The following is a 22,588-nucleotide window of genomic DNA, read 5'->3' as shown; positions in this document are numbered from 1 at the left end:
GAGGCCGCAATCGTGAGCGAGCCTCGGATCATTGCCAGGCTGGGTCGGGAGATCCGGGACCGATTGGACCCCGATGGCGCCGAACCCAAAGATGACACCCTGATACAGCCGAAACGGTGGCTGGACTTCCACGAGACCGCCGACGGCGTCACTGGCACGTTCGGGCTGGACAAAGAAACCGGCGCGCTGCTGGCCAACCTCCTGTCCCCGTTAACCGCTCCCCGGTCCAGCGATGATGGACCGGACCTCCGCTCCCGAGACGAACGCTACGGCGACGCGTTCGCCGACATCCTCGCCCTGGCCGCCCGCTGCCCGGACACCCCCACCGAGGCGGGGGAACCGGTCACCCTTCTCGTGTCGGCCACACTGGACCAGCTCACCACCGGGATCGGCCGGGGCCTGGTCGACGGTCACCTCTCGATGTCGGCCGGGCAGATCCGACGGATGGCCTGCGATGCGAAAGCCGCCCCCATGGTGTTCGGTACCGCCAGCGAGGTCCTCGACGTCGGACGGACGACCCGCACGGTTCCCCGAAGCCTCCGGCGGGCCCTGATCCACCGGGACAAGGGCTGTAGTTTTCCGGGCTGCGACCGCAAAGCCAAGTGGTCGCAGGCCCACCACATCGTCCACTGGAGCAACGGCGGACCCACCACTTTGGACAATCTCACCCTGGTCTGCCAGCATCACCACCGGGTGGTGCACCACAGCAACTGGAAGATCCGCATGACCAACGGAATCCCCTGGTACATCCCACCACCCCACATCGACCCCGAACAACAACCCCGCCGCAACACCCTGCACGCATTTCACACTTGGCTGAAAGCGGATCATGCCACCGCGCCGGGTCCGATGGTGCTGGCGTCCTGATGGTCGAACAGTGTGGAAAGGCGGGTGTCGAGATCGGTTCCGATCTCGACACCCGCCGCCCCCACACTTTCTAGACGGGTACGAGGTGCGGGGTCTCCGGTGCGAGGGAAAGCACCTCGCCGCTGACGAACACCTCAGTGGTCTCGACCGGCTCGACCGGCGCGGCCGCGGCGGCGAGGGCCTGCGTCTTGAAGGCGCGCGCCGCGACGCTGAGCCGGTGAGACATCCGCTCGATGTCGTCGTCCAGGTCGGCAGGCCAGTTCTCGCCGAAGAACCGGACCTCCGTCAGACCGTTCTCGAGAATCAGCTGCACCAGCCGCCGCACTCGCAGGTCGGCGTCGTAGAGCTCGGCGCCGACCGCCAGGGTATGCGGTCGCGGGCCGTGCACACGGGTGCCCAGTGCGACCTGGAGATCACCACCGAGCGCGCCGAGAATCTCCACCGGCCGGCAGTCGCCCTTTTCGGAGACCAGAACCATGACATCCGAGCCGGCCATCACAGAATCGAACAGCCAGCCGCCCGCAGCTCGCACGGCGCCCACGATCGTCGGCGCGAACACCACCAGCCGGTGCCTCAGCGGACGGTTTCGGGCACGGCGAGCTGAAGGGCTAGCGACTGGGTGTAGTCCGTGAACACCTCGGTCACCGGAACCGACGGATCGAGCAGCCATGTTGTCTCCATCCCGTAAAGAAATGCAACGATCCCCCTGGCTTTGATCACTGGATCAACATCGTCCCGGTACCGGCCCTCGCGTTGCCCGCGCCGGATCCCGTCGGCGATGATCTCGGTGGCCGACTGGTACCGGTGAAGAAGGCGGTCGCGCAAAGGGGCGGCGGGGTCGAGGTTCTCCACCAGGAGCACGATGAACATGCCGACCAGCTGCGGCACCTGCTCGAACCGCTCTGCCGCGTGCCGGATCTGCTCGACGAGATCACCCGAGGTGTCCCGGTGAGCGTTGTCGTATGCGTCGCGCGCTTCGAGCACCGCGTGCAGCAACTGTTCCTTGGACTCGAAGTGATGCAACAGACCCGCCGGGCTGACGCCGGCTTCGCCTGCGATCTGCCCCAGCGTCGTGTTGCGCCAGCCGTTGCTCGTCAACAGCCGTTGCGCGACAGCCAGGATCCGCTGGCGCCGGTCCTCGCCCTTAGCGAGCAGCGTGGCATAGGGACGCTGATCGGACACTGAACTCCCTTGTTCAACCGATCTTGTTCAAACCGACCTACCGAACATACATTAGGTTAGTTTTCCAAGTGTGACAAGGGTCTCAGCGAGGCGGCGGCACTCACAACCCCAGTGACTTGGCGATGATCAGCTTCATGACCTCGCTCGTGCCCGCGTAGATGCGCGCCACCCTGGCATCGGTGTAGAGCCGGGCGATGGGGTACTCCAGGATGTAGCCGTAGCCGCCGAACAGCTGAAGGCAACGATCCACCACCCTGCCCTGCGTCTCGGTGCAGACCAGCTTGACCTTGGCCGCGTCGGCGCCGGAGAGCACCCCGTCGACGAGGTCGAGCACTGCGCGGTCGAGCATCGTCTGCACCGCCTCGATCTCAGCGGCCATCGCGGCGAGCTCGAACTTCGTGTTCTGGAACGAGGCCACCGGCTGGCCGAACGCGGTGCGCTCCTTGACGTAGTCCACCGTGAGGTTCAGCGCCGCGCGTGCATGCGCGACCGACCCGACCGCCACGGTCATCCGCTCCTGCGGCAGGTTGCGCCCGAGGTAGTGGAACGCCTTGCCCTCCTCGCCGAGCCGGTTCGCCACTGGAACCCGCACGTCGTGGAACGACAACTCGACGGTGTCCTGGACCTTGATCCCCATCTTGTTGAGCACACGCCCGCGGGTGAACCCCGGCATGCCGTCCTCGACCACCAGCAGGCTCAGGCCCGCCCTCCGGTCCCGCGCATCGGTCGACGTGCGGGCCACCACGATCACCAGGTCGGCGAGCAGCCCGCCGGTGATGAACGTCTTGGCACCGTTGAGGATGTAGCAGTCCCCGTCGCGGACAGCCGTGGTGCGGATACCGGCGAGGTCGGAGCCCGTGCCCGGCTCCGTCATCGCGATCGCGGTCAGCAACGTGCCGGCCGCCAGCCCGGGAAACCAGCGCTCGCGTTGCGCCGCGTCGGCGTAGGCGAGCAGGTACGGCAGGATGACCTCGAGCTGGGTGCGCACGGTGCCCAGCGTCACCAATGCGCGCGCCGCCTCCTCCTGCAGCACGACGTTGTAGCGGTAGTCGGCGAACCCCGCTCCCCCGTACTCTTCGGGGATCGCCATGCCCAGGACGCCAAGGGCGCCGAGCTGGCCGAAGATCTCGCGGGGCAGTTGTCCCGCGCGCTCCCACTCCTCGTACCGGGGAACCACCTCCCTGGCCACGAACTCCCGCACGACCTCGCGGAAGGCCTCGTGATCGGAGGTGAAGACCTCTCGGCGCACGTGTCCTCCCCGTCAGTTCACGAGCTCGACGAGCGTGGCGTTGGCCGTGCCGCCGCCCTCGCACATCGTCTGCAGCCCGTAGCGGATCCCGTTGTCGCGCATGTGGTTCACCATGCGCGTCATCAGCATCGCGCCCGTCGCGCCGAGTGGATGCCCGAGCGCGATGGCGCCGCCCAACGGGTTGACCAGTGCGGGATCGGCCCCGGTCTCGGCAAGCCACGCCAGCGGTATCGGCGCGAACGCCTCGTTCACCTCGAACACCCCGACGTCGGCGACGCCGACACCGGCCCTGCGCAGTACCTTCTCCGTCGCGGGAATCGGACCCGTGAGCATGAGCACCGGGTCGGCGCCCGCGACCACGCCGCACCGGTACCGCACGATCGGAGTGAGCCCGAGCTCCCGCGCCTTCTCGGGAGTGGTCACCAATAGCGCGGCCGCGCCGTCGGAGATCTGCGACGAGTTCCCGGCGTGGATGACGCCGTCGTCGAGGAATGCGGGTGTGAGCGCGGCCAGCGTCTCGGCCGTGGTGCCGCGCCGCACCCCTTCGTCGGCCGCCACCGTGGTCCCGTCCGCGGTCGCCGGCACGATCTGCGCGTCGAACGCGCCGCTGTCCTGCGCCGAAGCCGCCCGCTCGTGGGAGACCGCGGCGTACTCGTCGAGCTGCGTCCTGCGCAGGCCCCACTTCTGCGCGATCTTCTCCGCGGAGATGCCCTGGTTGAACGAGAACCCGTCGTAACGCGCCAGCGCCCTTGGCCCGTACGGCGTTCCGCCGGTCTTCGCCGCGCCGAGCGGCACCCGGCTCATCACCTCGACGCCACCCGCGACCACGACCTCCTGCTGGCCGGACATGACGGCCTGCGCGGCGAAGTCCAAGGCCTGCTGGCTCGACCCGCAGGCACGGTTGACGGTCGTGCCGGGAACCGTCTCGGGCCATCCCGCGGCGAGCACCGAGTAGCGCCCGATGTTGCTCGCCTGGTCGCCGATCTGGGAGACGCAGCCCCACACGACGTCGTCGACGATCGCCGGGTCCACGCCGGTCCGTTCGAGCAGCGCATTGAGAACCACAGCGGAGAGGTCCGCCGCGTGCCAGCCGGACAGGCCTCCATTCCGCTTGCCCGCGCCGGTCCGGACCGCCTCGACGATGACCGCTTCACGCATCGGAAACCTCCACAGTGGACTGAAAACTGCCCGCCCATCGCCCCGAGAACCGGGGTGCTCGCTTCTCGCCGAACGCCGCGTAGGCCTCCGGTGCGTCCGCGGTGGCGAAGTTCGTGGCCTGTGCGCGGCCCTCGCTCGCCAGCGCGTCGCGCAGCGTGCGATCGGCGCCCTCGTTGAGCAGACCTTTGGTCTGGGCCAGCGCGACCGGCGGCCCAGCCACCAGCCGGTCGGCCAGCTCGTCAACGAACGTGTCGATCTCCTCGCCGGGCACCACCCAGGTCACGAGGTTGAGCGATCTGGCCTCCTCGGCGTCGATCATGTCGCCGAGGAGGGCCAGGCGCTTCGCCTGCTGCAGGCCAGCGAGCTTGGGCAGCAGCCACGTGCCGCCGCAGTCGGGAGAGAGACCGCGCCGGACGAAGATCTGCGAGAACCGCGACTCCGGTGTCGCGACGACGAGGTCACAGCCGAGTGCGAGGTTCCACCCCGCGCCCACCGCGACCCCGGTCACCTTGGCGATCGTGGGTACCGGCACCTCGTGTAGCAGGAGTGCGACGTCGTTGAGTGGGCGAATCCTCTCCAGAGGGTGGACATCATTGGTGGCGCTGGAGATGTCGGCGCCCGAGCAGAACGCACCGCCCGCCCCGGTGAGCACGACCACCCGGACATCGTGGTCCTCCCGGACCGCGGCGAACGCGTCCCGCAGGGCCACCCACAGCTCGCGGTTGATCGCGTTCTTCCGGTGTGGCCGGTTCAGGGTCAGGGTCCGCACGCCCCCGCGGTCGCTCGTCAACAGAACAGGCGGAGTCACGCCGGTCCCCCGACGGCGCCCTGCTCACGCAGCCGCGCGATCTCGGCCGCGCCGTACCCGAGTTCAGCCAGCACAGCGTCGGTGTGCTCGCCCAGCGCGGGGATCGCCCCGATCGGCGGCTCGTAGCCGGAGATGACGGGCGGCGGCAGCAACGCGGGCACCGGGCCGGCCGGCGTATCGGCCTTGCGCCACCGGTCACGGGCGGCGAGATGCGGGTGCGTGAGGACCTCGCTCGGCAGGTTGAACCGGGAGTTGCCGATCTTCGCGGCGTCCGCGCGCTCCTGCGCGTCGGCGAGGTCGTGCCGCGCGCACCACGCGCCGATCTCCGCGTCGAGCAGGTCACTGTGGGCGACGCGCCCCGCATTGGTCCGGAAGCGCTCGTCGTCCGCCAGCTCGGGGCGCCCCAGTACCTCGCGCGCGAGCCGTTGCCACTCCCGGTCATTGGTCGTGCCGAGCACCACGGTCTGCGCGTCGGCCGTGCGGTAGGCCCCGTACGGCGCCACCGCCGGTGACCCCATGCCGCGCGGCTGCTGGTCCGCGCCGGAGTGCTGAGTGAACGTCAGCGCGTAGCCCATGAGCTCGGTCATGGTGTCGAACAGGCTCACGGCGACCGCCGCACCGCGCCGCGCCCCGCGACCACGACGCGCCTCCCGCTCGTAGAGCAAGGCCACCACGGACAGCGCCGAGTACAGCCCGGAGCAGACGTCCGCGATCGGCGGGCCGGGCTTGGCGGGCGACCCTGGTTGCCCGGTGATCGCGCACGCCCCCGACTCCGCCTGCACCAGCAGGTCGTAGGCACGTTTGTGGGACAGCGGACCACCCGGCCCGTAGCCGTCGATCTCCACCACCACGACATCGGGATGGCCTGCGACCACATCGTCCGGCGCGATCCCGAGCTTGGCCGTGGTGCCCGGCGCCAGGTTGGACACCAGCACGTCGGCCCTGTCGATCAGCTGGTGCAGCACGGCCATCCCGCCTGGCGTCTTCAGATCGAGCGTCACAGACTCCTTGCCCCGGTTGACCCACACGAAGTGCGCGGCGAGACCGTTGACGACATTGTCGTAATGGCGGGCGAAATCGCCGCCGCGCGGCTGCTCGACCTTGATGACGCGCGCGCCGAGATCACCCAGCGTCCGGCTGCACATGGGCGCGGACACCGCCTGTTCCAGGCTGACGACCGTGATCCCCGCCAGCGGTCCCTCCGAAATAGACACTGTGGACACTGCGGCTCACATCACCATGCCGCCGTCCACCGGCAGCACCTGGCCGGTGACGAACGACGCGGCGTCCGAGGCGAGGAAGACGAAGGCTCCGGCGACCTCATCGGGCTCCGCCCAGCGCCGCAGTGGGATGCGGGCGAGCAGCTGGGCCGCGAACTTCTCGTTGGTGCGGATGATTTCCGTCATCGGCGTCGCCGCCAGCGGCGCCAGTGCGTTGACCAGAATGTTCCTGCGCGCCAGCTCGCGTGCCAGTGACTTGGTGATCCCGATGATGCCTGCCTTGGCGGCCGAGTAGTTGACCTGGCCCAGCGTGCCGGTGATCCCGGCCGACGACGTGACGTTGATGATCCGCCCGGTGCCGTCGATCGGCAGCAGCGGCAGCGCCGCCTGAGAGCAGTTGACGGTGCCGAGGACATGGATGTCGATCAGTCGCCGGAACGACTCCTCATCGAGGTCGGGAAACATCGCGGGCGCCGTGATGCCGGCATTGTTCACGAGGATGTGCAGCTTTCCGTCCGACAGCGCGGCCGCCCGGGCTGCCGCCTCCGCCGCCGCGGCGCGGTCTGTCACGTCCAGCGCGGTGCTGTCGGCCTTCCCGCCGTCGGCGGAGATCCGCTCGGCGACGACCGCGGCGGCACCGGCGTCGACGTCGGTGACGAGCACGGCCGCACCGGCGGCGGCGAGCGCCTTCGCGACGGCCGAGCCGATGCCCCCTGCGGCGCCGGTGACCAGCGCCGACCGGCCGGTCAGGTCGAACATGCCGTTCCCGTTGGCCATCAGTAGCTCCTCGGCAGTCCCAGAGTGTGTGAGCCCAGGTAGTTCAGGACCATCTCCTGGCTGATCGGTGCGATCTTCATCAGGCGCGCCTCCCGGAAGTAGCGGGCGACGTTGTACTCCTCGGCGTAGCCCATCCCGCCGTGGGTCTGCAGCGCCCGGTCCGCGGCGGTGAATCCGGCGTCGGCGCACAGGTACTTGGCCGTGTTCGCCTCGCGCCCGCACGGCCGCCCGTTGTCGTAGCACCACGTGGCCTTGCGCAGCATCAGCTCGGCGGCGTCCAACCGGGCCAGCGAGTCGGCGAGCGGGAACTGGATGGCCTGGTTCATGCCGATCGGCCTGCCGAACACCACGCGCTCGTTGCCGTAGCTCACCGCCTTGTCCAGCGCCGTCCTGCCGATGCCGAGCGCCTCGGCGGCGATGAGCATCCGCTCGGGGTTCAGGCCGTCCAGCAGGTACCGGAACCCCTGGCCCTCCTCACCGACCCGGTCCTCGGCCGGGATGCGCAGCCCGTCGATGAAGAGCTCGTTGGACGTGACCGCGTTGCGGCCCATCTTGGGGATCGGCCGGATGTCGACGTACTCACGATCCAGATCCGTCAGGAACAGTGTCATCCCGTCGGTCTTCTTGGCGACCTCGTCGTATTTCGTGGTGCGGGTCAGCAGCAGGATCTTCTCCGACTCCATCGCCTTCGAGATCCACACCTTGCGGCCGTGCACCACGTAGTGGTCGCCCTCGCGCCGCGCGAACGTGGTGGTGCGCGAGGTGTCCAGGCCTGCTCCTGGCTCGGTGACACCGAAGCAGACGTGCAGGTCGCCGCTGGCGATGCGGAACAGTGTCCGGCGTTTGAGCTCCTCGGAACCGTGCACCACGACGGGATGCATCCCGAAGATGGACATGTGGATCGAGCTGGCGGCATTCATGCCGCCGCCGCAGCGGGCGACCTCCTCGAGGACCAGCGTCGCCTCGGTGATGCCGAGGCCGTGGCCACCGTAGAGCTCGGGGATCGTCATCCCCAGCCAGCCCCCCGCGGCGATGGCCTCGTAGAACTCCGTGGGGAACTCGTGCGCCTGGTCCTTCGCCATCCAGTACCGGTCGTCGAACCGCCGCACCACGTCGGCGACCGCCTTCCGGATCACCTGCTGATCCTCGGTCAGTTCGAAGTCCACTGGCGGACGTACCTTCCTGCTCGCTACTGGGCCGCGGCAACGGCCCTGCGTGCCCGCTGGCGGTAGCCTTCGAGTTTCTCCTCCGGTGCGATCACCCGGTGGCTGCGGGACTGGACGGACACGTCGTGGCCCTCCGCCACCTTGCGCAGCGCGCCCACCGTGGCCTGCTCCTTCGGGATGTGCGCGAACGGGTCGAAGGAGTACCAGCGCATGGCGTTCTCGTGGGTCATCTTGTTGATGTCGGCGTCGGGCACCTCGTAGCGAGTGAGGACGTCGCTGAGCTCCTCGGGCGCGCCGGGCCACATCGAGTCGCTGTGCGGGTAGTCCGCCTCCCAGCAGATGTTGCCGATGCCGATGTCGTGGCGCAGCCGCACGCCGAGCGGGTCACTGATGAAGCAGGTCAGGAAGTGCTCGCGGAACACCTCGCTGGGCCGCTTCCCGCCGAAGTCCTGCAGCGTCCAGGTGGCGTGCATCTCGAAGGTCCGGTCCACCCGCTCGAGGAAGTAGGGGATCCAGCCCGTGCCGCCCTCCGACAGTGCGATCTTGATGCCGGGGAAGTCCTTCAGGACGCGCGACCACAACAGGTCGGCCGCGGCCGACACGATGTTCATCGGCTGCAACGTGATCATCACGTCCGGCGGCGAGTCGACCGCAGGCACGGTGAGCCTGCCGGAGGATCCAATGTGGATCGACAGGACCGTGTTCGTGTCGCACACCGCGCGCCACAGCGGGTCCCAGTAGTCGCTGTGGAAGCTCGGGTAGCCCAGAACCGCCGGGTTCTCGGTGAAGCTCAGCGAGTGGCAGCCCTTCTCGGCCACCCGGCGGACCTCCGCCGCACAGGCCTCGGCGTCCCAGATGGCCGGCAACGCCATGGGGATGAACCGGCCGGGATACGCGGCGCACCACTCGTCGATGGTCCAGTCGTTGTACGCCCGCACCAGCGCCAGCGAGAAGTCCTTGTCCTCCGTGGCGAACAGCCGCGCCGAGAAGCCGGGGAAGGAGGAGAAGTTCATCGACGCGAGGATCCCGCCCGCGTTCATGTCCTTGACCCGCTCGTGCACGTCGTAGCAGCCGGGCCGGATCTCGTCCAGCCCCTGCGGCTCCATGCCGTACTCCTCCTTGGGCCGCCCGGCGACCGCGTTGAGTGCCGCGTTGGGGATCACTGTGTCGCGGAACTTCCAGACGTCGGTGCCGTCCTCCCGGTGGACCAGTTGCGGCGCGTCCTTGGCGTACCGCGCGGGCAGATGGTTCACGAACATGTCCGGGGGCTCGATGATGTGGTCATCGACGCTGATCAGGATCAGCTCGTCACGGTTCATCACGGTTCCCTTTCCTCTGCGCACGGACGTTCGTTGTTCAGTCGGAGGCGGGCAGCGGCTTCGCGGCCTTGGTGGTCATCGGAACGCCGTCGCAGCTCAGCTCACCGGCGCCGGAGGAGGTGCAGAGCAGTTCGAGCGTCTCGTTCGCGTCCACGTATCGCTTACCGAGCAGGGTGCCTGTGCCCGTGGCGGGCGCCGCCGGTACGGAACTCGCGGGAACCATCGGGGTGCCGCCACAACTGATCACCGGCGCACCGTCGGCGGGGGCGCGAACGACGACCACCCGGGTGGTGCAGGCGGTGCTGGCGAGTTGGTCACCGGGACGCAGCGTCGGTGCTGGTGAGCTCATTCTCGATGTCCCCTTCGAACCTGGCGCTCTTCCTTGATGAAAACTATCTTCTCATCACAGGAGAATCAATCTGCTAGCGAGGTGAACATGACTGAATAGCGCCGCTGCCGTCGGGCCCGCTGGTTGACGCGCGATGGACCAGCAGGTAAACCTGAAAGTCGAATATCAGAATGTCATTCTCGCAGGAGATGGAAGGGACACCTGATGCGGTTGCCACCGCTACCGGCCGAGGAATGGGACGACCGGGCGCGCGGCGCGCTGGCCGGGCTCGTACCGCGAAACAGGCAGGATCCGGATGGCGCCGGCCTCGCGTTGTCCACCCTCGTACGCCATCCCGACCTGGCCACGGTGTTCCTGCGCTTCAGCACGTACCTACTCGCGCATTCCACACTGCCGGCCCGCGTGCGTGAGCTCGCGACCCTGCGCGTGGCCACGCGGCGCGGCTGCGCATACGAGTGGGCACACCACGCGAAGTACGCCGCCGAGCTGGGCCTGTCCGAGGCCGAGATCGAGGCAGCCGGGCACGGCAAAGCCACCGACGAGCTGGGCGCCGCGGTTCTGACGGCCGTCGACGAGCTCGACGAGAACTCCAACCTCTCGGACGAGACGTGGGCAGCCCTCGGCCGTCACCTCGACGAACGCCAGCGGATGGACCTGATCTTCACGATCGGCGGCTACTGCCTGATGGCCATGGCCTTCAACACCTTCGGCATCGAGCCCGAGGACGACAGTCACTAGCGGGACGGAAAGACCTATGTCTACTGACGATCTGGTGGAGATCCAGCAGCTGCTCGCCAAGTACGCCATGACCATCACCCAGGGCGACATCGACGGGCTGCTGTCGGTGTTCACGCCCGACGGCACCTACAGCGCGTTCGGCGACACCTACCACCTCGACGAGTTCCCCGCGCTGGTCGATGCCGCGCCCAGGGGGCTGTTCCTCACCGGCACGCCGCTCATCGAGCGCTCCGGCGACACCGCGACCGGCACCCAGCCGCTGTGCTTCGTAGACCACGCCACACACGACATGCGGATCGGGTACTACAACGACACCTACGTCCGCACCGAGGACGGCTGGCGGCTGCACACGAGGGCGATGACGTTCATCCGGCGCAGCGGGGCACACGATTCGGGACGCCCTCACGCGTACCGGCGCTCCGGCGCATGAACACAGCCGATTTTCGGTCGGGAGTGCGGACGTGGCTCGACGAGCACGACCTCTCCCCCGGCTCCGGCGCGCAGTCGTTCAAGGAGGAGGTCGCGCAGCTCGCGCGCGTGCGCCGCACCCTCTACGACGCGGGCTGGATGCGCTACGGCTGGCCTGCCGAGGTGAGCGGGCTCGGCGGGCCCGCGGTGTTGCGTGCCGTGCTCGGCGAAGAGGTCACCAGCCGCGAGCTGGCCGACCCCGGCGGCTACTCCATGGTCGAGGTGCTCGCCCCGGCGATGATCTCCTACGCTCCGCCCGCGCTGGCGGCGGAGATGGTTCCCCGCCTGCTCAACGGAACCGAGCAGTGGTGCCAGGGATTCTCCGAACCCGGTTCCGGCAGCGACCTCGCGTCGCTGGCCACCCGCGCGGTGCGCGACGGCGACGACTGGGTCGTCACCGGCCAGAAGGTCTGGACCAGTTTGGCGCAGTTCGCCGCACGCTGTGTGCTGCTCGCCCGCACCGGGCCGGGCCACGCCGGCATCACCGCGTTCTTCGTGGACATGGACACCCCCGGCATCACCGTGCGGCCGTTGCGTGCCATCCACGGCCGCGACGAGTTCTGCGAGGTGTTCTTCGACGACGTGGTGGTGCCCGGCGACCGGATCCTCGGCCGTCCCGGTGACGGCTGGCAGGTCGCGATGGACCTGCTCCCCCACGAGCGCTCGACGTGCTTCTGGCACCGGATCGCCCATCTCTACACACGGCTGGACCGGCTGCTCGCCGAGGCCACCGTCGCGGACGACGCCGCGCTGGGCGCGTCCTACCTCGCACTGCACACCATCCGCTGCCGGTCACACGCGACGCAGCAGCGGCTGGCCGCCGACGGTCAGCTCGGCCCGGAGACCTCGGTCGACAAGGTGCTGCTGGCAACCGCGGAACAGCAGCTGTTCGACACCGCCCGTGACCTGCTTCCCGGGGTGGTGGAGCTGACCGAGTCGCCGTGGCGGCAGGAGTATCTGTACTCCTGGGCGGCGACCATCTACGGCGGCACCGCCGAGATCCAGCGGAACATCATCGCCCGCCGGCTGCTGGAGCTGGGGAGGGAGTGACCATGGAGCCCGCCGAGCTGGACCTCCTCGCCGGCACACTGCGCAAGACCATGACGTCGGCGTCCGGGCGCGAGCTCGACGTGGCGCTGACCGGGCTCGGCTGGGCCGAGCTGCTCACCGAGCTGCCCGATGTCGCGATCTCGATGGTGTTCCGGCTGCTCGGCGAGACCGGGGCACACGCTCCGCTGATCAACGACGTGGTGCTGAGCGCGGCGGGACACGACCTCGGCGAGGTCGTTCCGCTGCCCTACGCGGGCGGTTCGTGGGTGCGGTGGGAGCGCAGCGGCCGGGCGAGCGGTGCACTCGACGGCGACCTCCCGGTGCGCGCCGTCCCAGCCGGCAACCCGGTGCCGCTCGCGGCAGGCCGCCGCGCCCTCGGCTGGTGGCTGGCCGGCACGAGCAGGGCGATGCTGGCGCTGGCACGCGGGCACGCGCTGGACCGCACCCAGTTCGGCAAGCCGATCGCCGCCTTCCAGGCGGTGCGGCACCGGCTCGCCGAGACCCTCGTGGCCATCGAAGGCGCCGAGGCGACCCTCGTCGCCGCGGACGGCGAGCTCGGGTCACTGTTGGCGAAGGCCGCGGCCGGCAGGGCCGCGTTGACCACCGCGCGGCACTGCCAGCAGGTCCTCGGCGGGATCGGGTTCACCGCGGAGCACGAGCTGCACCGGCACGTGCGGCGGGCACTCGTGCTCGACGGCCTGCTTGGCAGCGCGCGAGAACTGACCCGCGAAGCGGGAGCGCTGCTGCGCGAGCAGGGTTCGGCACCACGGCTCGCGCAGCTGTGAGGAGCGGCTAGCCATGCCTGGCCAAGGTTGACCAACCCCAGTTGGTCAACTAGAGTTGAGAGCATGTCGCGGACAGTGAAGGTACAGGAAGCCAAGACACGGTTGTCGGCGATCCTGGCTGAGGTCGAACAGGGCGAAGAGGTCATCATCGCCCGCGGTGACACGCCAGTCGCCCGGTTAATTCCCGTACAGGAGCCACCTGAACGGGAGCTCGGCTTCGTTGCCTACCAGGTTCCTGAGTCGTTCTTCGAGCCGCTCCCCGAGGACGAGATCGCGGCGTGGGAGTCGTGACCCAACGGCAGCTCCTGCTCGACACTCATGTGCTGTTGTGGATGCTGACCGACCCCACACGGCTCTCCGGACCGGTCCGCGACGCCGTCGGGGACCGCCGAAGCGAACTGTTCGTGTCAGCCGCCTCCGCATGGGAGATCGCGACGAAGCATCGTCTCGGTAAGCTGCCGCATTCCGAGGTGCTGATCCACGCGTACCGGCAGCATCTCGGGCGATTGGCGGTGAAGACCATCCCCATCACAGAGGAGCACAGCCTGCTCGCCGGATCGATCGAATGGCACCATCGTGACCCTTTCGACCGGATGATCGCCGCCCAGTGCATGATCGAATCGCTCCCACTGGTCACTGCCGATGACGCGTTCAAGACATTGGTCGGCATAGAGCTGATCTGGTGACCGGACCGCTCGTAGAGCGCTCTAAGCGGCGTCGTGGCGGTGGACGTGCCCGCCTTTCATCACGAAGCGGACCCGCTCGGTCGTTGTGATGTCGGACAGCGGGTCGCCGGGGACGGCGATGACGTCGGCGAGCAGACCGGCCTGCAGGCGCCCCCGGTCGTCGACGTCGATGAGCTCCGCGGCGACCGTTGTGGCCGCGCGGATCGCCTGGAGCGGCGTCATGCCGCGATCGACGAGCGCGATGAGTTCCTTGGCATTGCGCCCATGCGGGATCGCGGGCGCGTCCGTGCCGCAGGCGATGCGGACCCCGAGTTCGATGGCCTTGCTGATGGTCACTCTCGAGCGCGGGAAGACATCGGCGGCTTTGGCCTGCAGCTCCGGTGCCGCGTGCGAGGTGTCCATGCCGTCGGTGAGGTAGGTGGTCGCCACGAGGAACGTGCCCCGCTCGACCATCAGCTCCAGCGTGTCGTCAGTGGCGAGCGAGCCGTGCTCGATGCAGTCGATGCCAGCCTCGATCGCGTTGCGGATCGCGTCGTCGCCCATGCAGTGGGCCGCGACCTTGATCCCGGCACGGTGCGCCTCGTCGGCGATCGCCGCCAGCTCCTCGTTCGAGTACTGCTGCGCGCCCGCGGGTCCGGTGTGTGACATGACGCCGTTCGAGGCGCACACCTTGATGACCCGCGCGCCGTGCTTGATCTGGTAGCGGACGGCCTTGCGCACCTCGGCGACGCCGTTGGCGATCCCCTCCTCCACGGTCAACGGCATGATGTGGGGCGCGAACGCCTGGAACATCGTCGGGTCGAGATGCCCGCCGGTCGGGGCGATGGCGTGCCCGGCGGGCACCACACGCGGACCGTCGATCCAGCCGAGGTCGATGGCCTTCTGCAGAGCCACATCCAGCATTAGCCCGCCGGTCTGGACGAACAGGCCGAGGTTGCGGACCGTCGTGAACCCCGCTCGCAGCGTCCGGCGGGCGTTGAAGACGGCCCGCAGGGTGCGCACCGCGGGGTCGTCCTGCACGGCGTTGAGCGGGCTCGCGTGGTCGGGGCCGCCGAGCAGGAGGTTGAGCTCCATGTCCATGAGCCCCGGCAGCAGGGTCAGGTCACCGAGGTCGATCACCTCCGCCTCGGCAGGCACCGTGGCCGGCCCGACCTCGACGATGCGGTCGCCGGAGATGAGCAGCTCACCGGATTCGATGAGCTCGCCCGTGTCCACGTCGAGTAGCCGGGCGGCACGCAGGTGGATCGGTGACCGCGGCTTGCGGGTACGAGCCATGGCGCGGCTCAGACGGCCGGTTCGAGCACGGCGTCGATACTGGATGCGCCGCTGTCCGGCACCCGGGCCTGGCGCCAGCCCTCCACCGGGAACGCCACGGTGACGAGCGAGCAGAACAACCACAGCAGGTGCTTGTTCTCCTCGCTGATGTCGTCGAGCGAGACCTGTTCGAGATAGCCGGTGGCGGATTCCAGCAGCGGGAACGCCGCGTCGTAGAACGCCTGCAGCTCATCCATGCTGCTCGCCACCCGCTTGACGTAGCGCGCGCGCTCGCCCTGCAGCGCCCAGGCGGCGAACGGCTCGAGGCCGGCGAACTCGGGTGGAAAAACGTTGGCCATGCTTGTGATCTCCTCCGGAAGGTCAGGACGCGGTCGAGGGGGCCCCGCTGGCCTGCCGCCGCTGGTGGTCACGCACGTACTGGTCCGCCGCGTTGTGCAGGTGGCGGAGCAGGATCTCCTGGTCGTTGAGCGGGAACTCGGTGACCGTGCGCGATTCGAGCATGGTCTGCGTCGCCTCGAGCGTGTTGGCGTCCTGCAGGCCGTACTCCTTGAACGAGACGACGCAGCGCTCCTGCTGCAGCCGCTCCAGCGCGTTCTTCGGCGGGACGAAGTAAGCCGTCCCCTCGAAGATGTGCGTGTTGTACGACGTGGGCCAGTAGTGGTAGGTCAGCACCCAGTTCGGCTTCCAGATCAGCAACATGAAGTTCGGGAAGAACACGAAGGAGTCCATGCCCCAGCGGGAGTCCTTGACCGGGTTCACACCCGGCGGGAGCGTGTCCAGACCGATGTCCGGCGCTTCCCAGGGGCCGAAGAGCCCGCTGCGCAGCACCCGCTCGATCGGCTTGACGACGTTCTTCTCCTTCGGTGGCGCGACGCCGCCCCACGACGAGACCATGCTGTGCGGGCCGTCGACGTCGTAGGCCAGCGCCTGGTAGCCGTACTTCTGGATCTTGCGTGCCTCTTCGGGCTCGTACTGGCCCTGGTGCAGGATCGGCGCGTGGTAGAACTCGGCGAAGGCATCTATGAACAGCTTCCAGTTGCTGCCGATCTCCGCGCGGTACTTGTGCACCTGGGTCAGCTTGTGGAACGGGTAGCCCTCGATGCCTTTCGCGAACTTGCCGAGGTAGTCCCGTAGCGGCGTTGTGTTGTCCTGGTCCAGGTTGACGAAGATGAACCCCTCCCACACCTCCGCCTGCACCGTGACCAGCCCGTACTGCGACTTGTCCAGGTCGAAGAACTCCGACTCCTGTTGGACGAAGGTCAGCTCACCCTCGAGTGAGTAGCGCCAGGCGTGGTACTTACAGGTGAACTGCCGGCAGACCCCGCTCGTCTCCTCACGCGGAAAGTCGTTCCACACGAGCTTGTTGCCGCGATGCCGGCACACGTTGTGAAAGGCCCGTACCTCACCGTCCATACCCCGCACCACGATGACCGAGGCACGCGCCGCATCTAGCTCCTTGGTGAAGTAGCTGCCCTTGCGGGGCAGCTGCTCGACGCGACCGACGTTCAGCCACGTGCGGCGGAAGATGGCGTCGCGCTCGAGCTCGTACAACTCCGGCGAGATCGAGTCCTCGTACGAGCGCGGACCTGTGTCGATCTTGAAATGCTCGGTCCAGCTGCCCTCGGCAGGCTTCGAGAAGTGTGCCATATGGTCATGGTAGCATCAATCTCCAAAATGGAGAACCTTATTTCCGCCGACACGCGGCGGCGTCCCCGGGGAGGTGAGCCGGGGTGTGCCGGTCTGCGCGGGACACGCCGAGACCGAGGGCAGCCCTACCGGTAGAGTGCAGTTATGGTCTTCTCGTGGGGAAGCAGACGGATTCACCAGTGACCAGCCCGAGCGAAGAGCCGGCCTGGAAGCAGCGCGCGGTCGAGCGCTCCATCCAGTCCGCAAAGGCCCGCGCCGAGCAGCGCGTGCAGCGGTTCCTCGACGCTGCCCAGGTGATCATCGCCGAGAAGGGCAGCACGGACTTCACCGTGCAGGAGGTCGTGGACCGTTCCCGCCAGTCACTGCGCAGTTTCTACCTGCACTTCGACGGCAAGCACGAACTACTACTCGCCCTGTACGAGGACGCACTGGCCCGCACCGCCGACCAGATCCGCGCGGCGGCGAGCGGCCAGACCGACCCGCTCAGCCGCCTCCAGGTCGCCGTCGAGCTGCTCTTCGAGCTCAGTCGGCCCGACCCGAGCGCGCAGCGGCCACTGTTCACCGACTTCGCGCCCCAGCTGCTGGTCTCCCACCCCGCCGAGGTCAGGACCGCACACGCACCACTGCTCGGGGTGCTGACCGAGCTGCTTGCCGAGGCCGGTGACGCCAAGCAGCTACGCAAGGACGTCAAGCCCCGGCGCACGGCCGCGCTCATCATGCAGACCGTCATGTTCAACGCCCAGTCCAGCGGCGACGCGGACGACGAGACCGCGCACCCGCTCACGGCCGGCGAGATCTGGACCTTCTGCGCACACGGTTTCGCGAAACACTGACAAGCCCGCCGAGAACGCGGTTCTCATATCTGCAGAGTTGGCTTACACTCGGTGCATGCCTGATCTGTGGACGGATCTTCTCGCGTGCCTGGAGATGGCCGGCCCCGAGGCCAACGGACACCGGCCGGAAGCCGCAATACTCGTGGGGCCCAACCAGCAGCTGAACGACCACCGGCTGTTCGGGGGGCAGCTGCTCGCACAGTTCATCAGGGCCGCGTGCCTGACCTGCCCGGCGAAGGCCGTCAAGTCCCTGCACACCTTGTTCACCAAGGAAGGCCGGGCCGACGAGCCCGTCCGCTACGAGGTGCAGCGCCATCACGAGGGCCGGTCGTTCGCGACGTTGTCGATCGTCGCCCGGCAACAGCAGAAGGTCATCGCCACCGCCTCGGTGTCGATGCACACCGTCGAGGACGGGCTCGACCGCCAGACCGTGCCGGTGCTGCCCGCCGTCCCCGGCGCCGAGCATCGCGTGACGTTCGACCTCCTGCCGTGGGAAACACGCACGACCGCCGACCTGGACTCCACGGAGTCCTCGCGCCCCGAACTCGACCTCTGGATGCGCACGCCGCAGCTGGGCGCCGAACTGGCGCCTGCGATCATCGCCTACGCGACCGACCTGCACCTCATCAGTACGGCACTGCGCCCACTCGACCGCGTGAGCCAGCGGGACGCCGGCACCGCATTCACCTCGGCCGTCACCTCACACACTCTGTGGTTCCACCGGCCTTTCAGCACCGACGGCTGGCTGCTGCTGCGCCAGCACAGCCCGCTCATGGCGCACGGCCGCTGCTTCGGCAGGGGTGACGTGCTCGCCGAGGACGCCACGCTCGTGGCCTCGTTCGCCCAGGAAGCTCTCCTTCGTTTCCAGCACTGAGTCGTTCCGACACACAGCGAGGTGTGACATGGAAGGCAGTTCGTTGTCCCGCGCCGCCGTGCGACCGCTGCGGGTGGTCCAATGGGCCACCGGCAACATCGGCAGCTACGCGCTGCGCTGCGTTCTCGACCATCCGGCCCTGTCGCTGGCGGGGCTCTACGTGCACACACCGGAGAAAGCCGGACGCGACGCCGGCGAACTGTGCGGGCGCGACGCCTGCGGCGTCACCGCCACGAACGATATCGACGAGATCCTCGCACTCGAACCGGACTGCGTGCTGTACATGCCGATCGCGTGCGACGTCGACGACGTGTGCAGGCTGCTGTCCTCGGGCGCGAACATCGTGACCACCCGCGGCGACTTCCACCACCCGGCCAGCATGAAGCCCGAGATCCGCCTGCGCGTCGACGCCGCGTGCCACGACGGCGGCACCTCGATCCACAGCACGGGCAGCTCCCCCGGCTTCATCACCGAGGCCCTGCCCATCACGCTCACGTCGATCCAGCGGCGACTGACGAGCCTCACGATCCACGAGTACGCCGACATGTCGCGGCGCGACTCCCCCGGAATGCTGTTCGACGTCATGGGAATCGGGCGCGCGCCAACGACGTTCACCGACCGCCAGCTGACACACGCGCGGACCAGCTTCGGCCCGTCGCTGCGGCTGCTGGCCGAGTCACTCGGCCTGCCGCTGGACTCCATCGAGGCGAGCGGCGAGCTCGCGACGGCGCGCCACGACGTGCGGATCGCGGCGGGTACGGTGAAAGCGGGCACCGTGGCGGCCCAGCGGATCACCGCGTCGGGTATCCGCAACGGCCGGCCGCTGCTGAGCTTCACCGCGACCTGGTATGTCACCACCGACATCGACCGTGACTGGGACCTTCGCGAAACCGGCTGGCGGGTCAGCGTCGACGGCGACGCGGCGATGGACATCGACGTCCGGTTCCCGGTACCGCTGGAGCGCTTCGCCTCGGTGTCCCCCGCGTACACGGCGAACCGCGCCGTCAACGCCGTCCGCATCGTCTGCGAGGCGGCCCCGGGAATCCGCACGACGGCCGATCTGCCCCAGGTCATCGCCACCCTGGGCTGAGCGTCACGCGCGGGTGCTGCTCGCCAGCTCGGCGAGCAGCACCCGGCGCAGCAGCTTGCCGGTCTCGGTCTTCGGCAGCTCGCCGCGGAAGACGATGGTGTCAGGCGTCTTGGCCGAACGCAGACGCTGCCGGACCCACCGCTTGATCTCGTCCGGGTCACCGTCGCCGACCACGACGGCGACCAGCTGCTGCCCCCACTCCGGGTCCGGTACCCCGAGCACCGCGGCCTCGGTGAGCCCCGGGTGGTCGAGCAGAACGTCCTCGATCTCGGCGGGCGCGATGTTCTCCCCGCCCCGGATGATCGTGTCGTCGGCACGCCCCTCGATGAACAGGTAGCCGTCGGCGTCGAGCCGCCCGAGGTCGCGGGTGGCGAACCAGCCCTCGGCGTCGAGCGAGCTGCAGCCGCCGTACTCGCCGGAGATCTGCTCGCCCCGCACGAACACCAGCCCGGTCTCACCGGGTGCGGCGGGATCGCCGTGCTCGGTACGGATCTGGATTTCGATGCCCGGAAGTGGTTGCCCTGCCGAGGAGAGCCGCTCCCGTACCGCCGGGTCGTTCGACGCCAGCGCCCCGCGGTGGTCCTCCGGCCCGAGCACCGCGATCGTGGACGCGGTCTCGGTCAGCCCGTAGGCGTTGACGAAGCTCGTGGTGGGAAAGACGCGCAGGGCACGTTCCAGCACGGGCCGGGGTGTCCGCGCGCCGCCGTAGGAGAGGCTGTGCAATGTCGGGGTTCCCGCGTCACCGTGACCGTCCACTTCGGTCACAATGCGCGCGAGCATCGTGGGCACCACCATCGCGTGGGTGACGCGCTCGCGCCGCACTGTGTCGAGCCACGTCGCCGCGTCGAACGCCGCGAGGTAGACCACACGGCGTCCGGTGTAGAGATTGGACAGCAGGTTGGTCAGCCCGGCGATGTGGTACGGCGGCGCGGCCACCAGCGCGGCGTCGGTTTCCGCGGCCGAACCGAACTCGAGCGAGTTCAGCACGTAGGCGAGCAGATGCCGGTGACGAAGCACGGCCGCTTTGGGTTCGGAAGTGGTACCGCTGGTGTAGATCAGCACCGCGACCTCGTCCGGGTCCTGCGGCGCAGCCACTGGCTCCGGCTCCGGCGTGCTCGCGGGCTCCAGCAACGCATCCAGGTCGGCCTGCCGTAGCACGAGCGCGCCGGGGTGGCGGGACAACAGACCATCCAGCTGAACCTCGCCGAGCCGGTAGTTGAGCGGCACGAACGCGATGCCAGCCAGCGCCGCACCGAACAGGGCGACGGGATAGGCGAGGTGGTTGGTGCCCAGATACAGGACGTACGGGTAGCCACGGAACCGCTCCGCCGCGGAGCGTGCACGGCTCAGCAGCTCGGTCGCGGTCAGCGACCGGCCATCGGCCGTCACCGCCACCCGGTCTCCGGCGGAGGCGGCCATGTCGAGGATCAGACTAATGTTCATGAGAATGCTATTCTCTCCAGTAAAGAGCGTCAGTTGCAAGAGAGGAACGTGAATGGAGATCAGTGGAAGCTCCGCCATCGTGGTCGGGGGCACGGGCGGCCTGGGTGAAGCCACGGTCCGCCGCCTCCACTCGGCCGGTGCGAAGGTGGTCGTCGCCGACGTCGCCGACGAGAAGGGCAAGGCGCTCGAAGCCGAACTGGGCGTCCGCTACGTGCGGACCGACGCCACCAGCGAGGACGACGTCCAGGCCACCATCGCCGAGGCGCAGGCCGCGGGGCCGTTCCGGATCTCGGTGGACGCTCACGGCGGCCCGGCCGGCGGCGGGCGGCTCGTCGGCAAGGACGGCAGCCCGTTGGCCCTCGACGGCTTCAAGACGACCATCGAGTACTACCTGACCGCGGTCTTCAACGTGATGCGACTGACCGCGGCCGCGATCGCACGACAGGAGCCGGTCGGCGTCGAAGGCAGCCGGGGCGTCATCGTCAACACCGCCTCGATCGCGGGCTACGAGGGCCAGATCGGCCAGGTGCCGTACTCCGCGGCCAAGGGTGGAGTGATCGGCATGACGCTCGTCGCCGCACGCGACCTGTCTCCCCTTGGCGTCCGCGTCGTCACCATCGCCCCCGGCACGTTCCTGACCCCGGCCTACGGCAAGGCGGCCGACAAGCTCGAAGCCCACTTCGGCGCCCAGGTGCCGTTCCCCAAGCGCATGGGGCGCTCGCCGGAATACGGGGCGCTGGTGCAGCACATCGTCGAGAACGACTACCTCAACGGCGAAGTGATCCGTCTCGACGGCGCACTGCGGTTCGCGCCGAAATGAGCGGCCCGCTCAACGGGAAGGTGGCGTTCGTGGCCGGGGCCAGCCGCGGCATCGGCCGGACTGTCGCGGTGGCCCTCGCGGAGGCGGGCGCGGCGGTCGCCGTCGCGGCGCGCTCGGAGACGGAAGGCCGGCTGCCCGGCACGATCCATTCCGTCGCCGAGCAGATCGTCTCCTCGGGTGGCCGTGCCTTGGCCATCCCCTGCGATGTGACGAGCGAGGAGTCGGTCGGGGCGGCCGTGGCGGAGACGGTCGACGCCTTCGGCGGGATCGACGTGCTGATCGCCAATGCGGGCGTGCTGTGGCTCGGTCCCGTCGAGTCAACACCGCTCAAGCGCTGGCAGCTCTGCCTCGACGTCAACCTGACCGGTGTCTTCCTCGTGACCAAGGCCGTGCTCCCGCACGTGCGGGCCCGTGGCAGGGGCTCGCTGGTTGCCGTGACCACCACGGGCGTGACCATGACAGACAAGGGTGCCAATGCCTACTGGGTGTCCAAAGCCGCCGTCGAGCGCCTCTACCTCGGGCTCGCGGCTGAGCTGAAGGCCGACAACATCGCGGTGAACTGCCTGAGCCCGTCGCGGGTGGTGCTGACGGAAGGCTGGCAGGCAACCGGTGGCACGCAACAGATTCCGCCGGAGGCGATCGAGCCGCCGGCGGCGATGGCCGAGGCCGCCGTCCTGCTGGCGAGCCAGGATGCCGCCGGTATCACCGGCACCGTGCAGCGCTCGGAGACACTGACCGGCCGTGCGTGATCGCTCGGGTGTGGCGGTCGACGCCGCACCCGAGC

The 22,588-nt window shown here is 68.7% G+C and carries 26 protein-coding genes; 12 read left to right on the top strand and 14 right to left on the bottom strand.

The annotated features are described in order from the left end of the window. A partial coding sequence (locus ABZ863_RS18155; RefSeq protein ID WP_358536772.1) for a DUF222 domain-containing protein occupies window positions 1-867 on the top strand: 867 nt, incomplete at its 5' end. A 70-nt stretch (window positions 868-937) separates the two neighbouring features. Here ABZ863_RS18155 and ABZ863_RS18150 read toward each other — a convergent pair. The 10 genes from ABZ863_RS18150 to ABZ863_RS18105 all read right to left on the bottom strand — a co-directional run bounded on the left by ABZ863_RS18150 (window position 938) and on the right by ABZ863_RS18105 (window position 10,095). Then, the gene (locus tag ABZ863_RS18150) at window positions 938-1,363 is read right to left on the bottom strand and encodes a hypothetical protein (RefSeq protein ID WP_358536769.1); all 426 of its coding nucleotides are present in this window, start codon (window positions 1,361-1,363) and stop codon (window positions 938-940) included. A gap of 77 nt (window positions 1,364-1,440) precedes the next feature. Next, complete coding sequence (locus ABZ863_RS18145) at window positions 1,441-2,049, bottom strand: TetR/AcrR family transcriptional regulator (protein ID WP_358536766.1); 609 nt, start codon at window positions 2,047-2,049, stop codon at window positions 1,441-1,443. A gap of 100 nt (window positions 2,050-2,149) precedes the next feature. After that, entirely contained in the window at window positions 2,150-3,298 is a 1,149-nt protein-coding gene (locus ABZ863_RS18140; protein WP_358536764.1) for an acyl-CoA dehydrogenase family protein, read from the bottom strand. Between the two features lie 12 nt (window positions 3,299-3,310). Continuing rightward, window positions 3,311-4,456 (bottom strand): thiolase family protein, encoded by a 1,146-nt coding sequence (locus ABZ863_RS18135; protein ID WP_358536761.1) that lies wholly within the window; start codon window positions 4,454-4,456, stop codon window positions 3,311-3,313. Then, window positions 4,449-5,225 (bottom strand): enoyl-CoA hydratase, encoded by a 777-nt coding sequence (locus ABZ863_RS18130; protein ID WP_358536759.1) that lies wholly within the window; start codon window positions 5,223-5,225, stop codon window positions 4,449-4,451. The genes ABZ863_RS18135 and ABZ863_RS18130 overlap by 8 nt, the downstream gene beginning before the upstream one ends. Before the next feature lie 35 nt (window positions 5,226-5,260). Continuing rightward, window positions 5,261-6,478, bottom strand: coding sequence for a CaiB/BaiF CoA-transferase family protein (locus ABZ863_RS18125; protein WP_358536756.1), 1,218 nt, complete (start codon window positions 6,476-6,478; stop codon window positions 5,261-5,263). A gap of 15 nt (window positions 6,479-6,493) precedes the next feature. Further along, entirely contained in the window at window positions 6,494-7,261 is a 768-nt protein-coding gene (locus ABZ863_RS18120; protein WP_358536754.1) for an SDR family NAD(P)-dependent oxidoreductase, read from the bottom strand. Next, window positions 7,261-8,427 carry an acyl-CoA dehydrogenase family protein gene (locus ABZ863_RS18115; protein ID WP_358536752.1) on the bottom strand — a complete coding sequence of 389 codons (1,167 nt, stop codon included), beginning with the start codon at window positions 8,425-8,427 and terminating at the stop codon, window positions 7,261-7,263. The genes ABZ863_RS18120 and ABZ863_RS18115 overlap by 1 nt, the downstream gene beginning before the upstream one ends. A gap of 23 nt (window positions 8,428-8,450) precedes the next feature. Continuing rightward, window positions 8,451-9,746 carry an amidohydrolase family protein gene (locus ABZ863_RS18110; protein WP_358536750.1) on the bottom strand — a complete coding sequence of 432 codons (1,296 nt, stop codon included), beginning with the start codon at window positions 9,744-9,746 and terminating at the stop codon, window positions 8,451-8,453. A gap of 37 nt (window positions 9,747-9,783) precedes the next feature. Further along, complete coding sequence (locus tag ABZ863_RS18105) at window positions 9,784-10,095, bottom strand: hypothetical protein (RefSeq protein WP_358536748.1); 312 nt, start codon at window positions 10,093-10,095, stop codon at window positions 9,784-9,786. 204 nt (window positions 10,096-10,299) lie between these two features. Here ABZ863_RS18105 and ABZ863_RS18100 point away from each other — a divergent pair, with 204 nt between their 5' ends. The 6 genes from ABZ863_RS18100 (at window position 10,300) to ABZ863_RS18075 (ending at window position 13,822) form a co-directional block, all read left to right on the top strand. Further along, entirely contained in the window at window positions 10,300-10,833 is a 534-nt protein-coding gene (locus tag ABZ863_RS18100; RefSeq protein WP_358536746.1) for a carboxymuconolactone decarboxylase family protein, read from the top strand. Window positions 10,834-10,849: 16 nt separating this feature from the next. After that, window positions 10,850-11,263, top strand: a complete 414-nt coding sequence (locus tag ABZ863_RS18095) for a nuclear transport factor 2 family protein (protein ID WP_358536743.1) — start codon at window positions 10,850-10,852, stop codon at window positions 11,261-11,263. After that, entirely contained in the window at window positions 11,260-12,351 is a 1,092-nt protein-coding gene (locus ABZ863_RS18090) for an acyl-CoA dehydrogenase family protein (protein ID WP_358536741.1), read from the top strand. The genes ABZ863_RS18095 and ABZ863_RS18090 overlap by 4 nt, the downstream gene beginning before the upstream one ends. A gap of 2 nt (window positions 12,352-12,353) precedes the next feature. After that, window positions 12,354-13,136: an acyl-CoA dehydrogenase family protein gene (locus ABZ863_RS18085; RefSeq protein ID WP_358536739.1), complete on the top strand. Its 783-nt coding sequence runs from the start codon at window positions 12,354-12,356 to the stop codon at window positions 13,134-13,136. 63 nt (window positions 13,137-13,199) lie between these two features. Next, window positions 13,200-13,427 carry a type II toxin-antitoxin system prevent-host-death family antitoxin gene (locus ABZ863_RS18080; RefSeq protein WP_358536737.1) on the top strand — a complete coding sequence of 76 codons (228 nt, stop codon included), beginning with the start codon at window positions 13,200-13,202 and terminating at the stop codon, window positions 13,425-13,427. Continuing rightward, window positions 13,415-13,822 (top strand): type II toxin-antitoxin system VapC family toxin, encoded by a 408-nt coding sequence (locus ABZ863_RS18075; protein WP_358536734.1) that lies wholly within the window; start codon window positions 13,415-13,417, stop codon window positions 13,820-13,822. The genes ABZ863_RS18080 and ABZ863_RS18075 overlap by 13 nt, the downstream gene beginning before the upstream one ends. A 21-nt stretch (window positions 13,823-13,843) precedes the next feature. On the opposite strand, the gene ABZ863_RS18070 is transcribed toward ABZ863_RS18075, so the two are convergent. From ABZ863_RS18070 to ABZ863_RS18060, 3 genes are read right to left on the bottom strand one after another with little or no spacing between them, the layout of a single operon-like run. Then, window positions 13,844-15,097, bottom strand: coding sequence for an amidohydrolase family protein (locus ABZ863_RS18070; RefSeq protein ID WP_358536731.1), 1,254 nt, complete (start codon window positions 15,095-15,097; stop codon window positions 13,844-13,846). A gap of 8 nt (window positions 15,098-15,105) precedes the next feature. Continuing rightward, complete coding sequence (locus ABZ863_RS18065) at window positions 15,106-15,435, bottom strand: hypothetical protein (RefSeq protein WP_358536729.1); 330 nt, start codon at window positions 15,433-15,435, stop codon at window positions 15,106-15,108. Between the two features lie 22 nt (window positions 15,436-15,457). Further along, window positions 15,458-16,744 (bottom strand): aromatic ring-hydroxylating dioxygenase subunit alpha, encoded by a 1,287-nt coding sequence (locus ABZ863_RS18060; RefSeq protein WP_358536727.1) that lies wholly within the window; start codon window positions 16,742-16,744, stop codon window positions 15,458-15,460. A gap of 179 nt (window positions 16,745-16,923) precedes the next feature. On the opposite strand from ABZ863_RS18060, the gene ABZ863_RS18055 reads away from it, so the two are divergent. From ABZ863_RS18055 to ABZ863_RS18045, 3 genes are read left to right on the top strand one after another with little or no spacing between them, the layout of a single operon-like run. Beyond that, window positions 16,924-17,577 (top strand): TetR/AcrR family transcriptional regulator, encoded by a 654-nt coding sequence (locus ABZ863_RS18055; RefSeq protein ID WP_358536724.1) that lies wholly within the window; start codon window positions 16,924-16,926, stop codon window positions 17,575-17,577. 55 nt (window positions 17,578-17,632) lie between these two features. Beyond that, window positions 17,633-18,451: an acyl-CoA thioesterase domain-containing protein gene (locus ABZ863_RS18050; RefSeq protein WP_358536722.1), complete on the top strand. Its 819-nt coding sequence runs from the start codon at window positions 17,633-17,635 to the stop codon at window positions 18,449-18,451. A 28-nt stretch (window positions 18,452-18,479) separates the two neighbouring features. Then, window positions 18,480-19,541 carry a hypothetical protein gene (locus ABZ863_RS18045; RefSeq protein WP_358536720.1) on the top strand — a complete coding sequence of 354 codons (1,062 nt, stop codon included), beginning with the start codon at window positions 18,480-18,482 and terminating at the stop codon, window positions 19,539-19,541. A 3-nt stretch (window positions 19,542-19,544) separates the two neighbouring features. On the opposite strand, the gene ABZ863_RS18040 is transcribed toward ABZ863_RS18045, so the two are convergent. Then, entirely contained in the window at window positions 19,545-20,984 is a 1,440-nt protein-coding gene (locus ABZ863_RS18040; RefSeq protein WP_358536718.1) for a class I adenylate-forming enzyme family protein, read from the bottom strand. A 52-nt stretch (window positions 20,985-21,036) separates the two neighbouring features. On the opposite strand from ABZ863_RS18040, the gene ABZ863_RS18035 reads away from it, so the two are divergent. Together ABZ863_RS18035 and ABZ863_RS18030 are read left to right on the top strand one after the other, a co-directional pair. Beyond that, window positions 21,037-21,804: an SDR family NAD(P)-dependent oxidoreductase gene (locus ABZ863_RS18035; protein ID WP_358536715.1), complete on the top strand. Its 768-nt coding sequence runs from the start codon at window positions 21,037-21,039 to the stop codon at window positions 21,802-21,804. 29 nt (window positions 21,805-21,833) lie between these two features. Beyond that, window positions 21,834-22,553 carry an SDR family oxidoreductase gene (locus ABZ863_RS18030; RefSeq protein ID WP_358536713.1) on the top strand — a complete coding sequence of 240 codons (720 nt, stop codon included), beginning with the start codon at window positions 21,834-21,836 and terminating at the stop codon, window positions 22,551-22,553. Window positions 22,554-22,588 lie beyond the last annotated feature (35 nt).

Origin of the sequence: Saccharomonospora sp. NPDC046836 (genome assembly GCF_040645195.1) — a bacterium.
Lineage (GTDB): Bacteria > Actinomycetota > Actinomycetes > Mycobacteriales > Pseudonocardiaceae > Prauserella_A.
The sequence above is the reverse complement of the archived record's forward strand: the minus strand, read 5'-3'. Positions and strand labels throughout refer to the sequence as shown.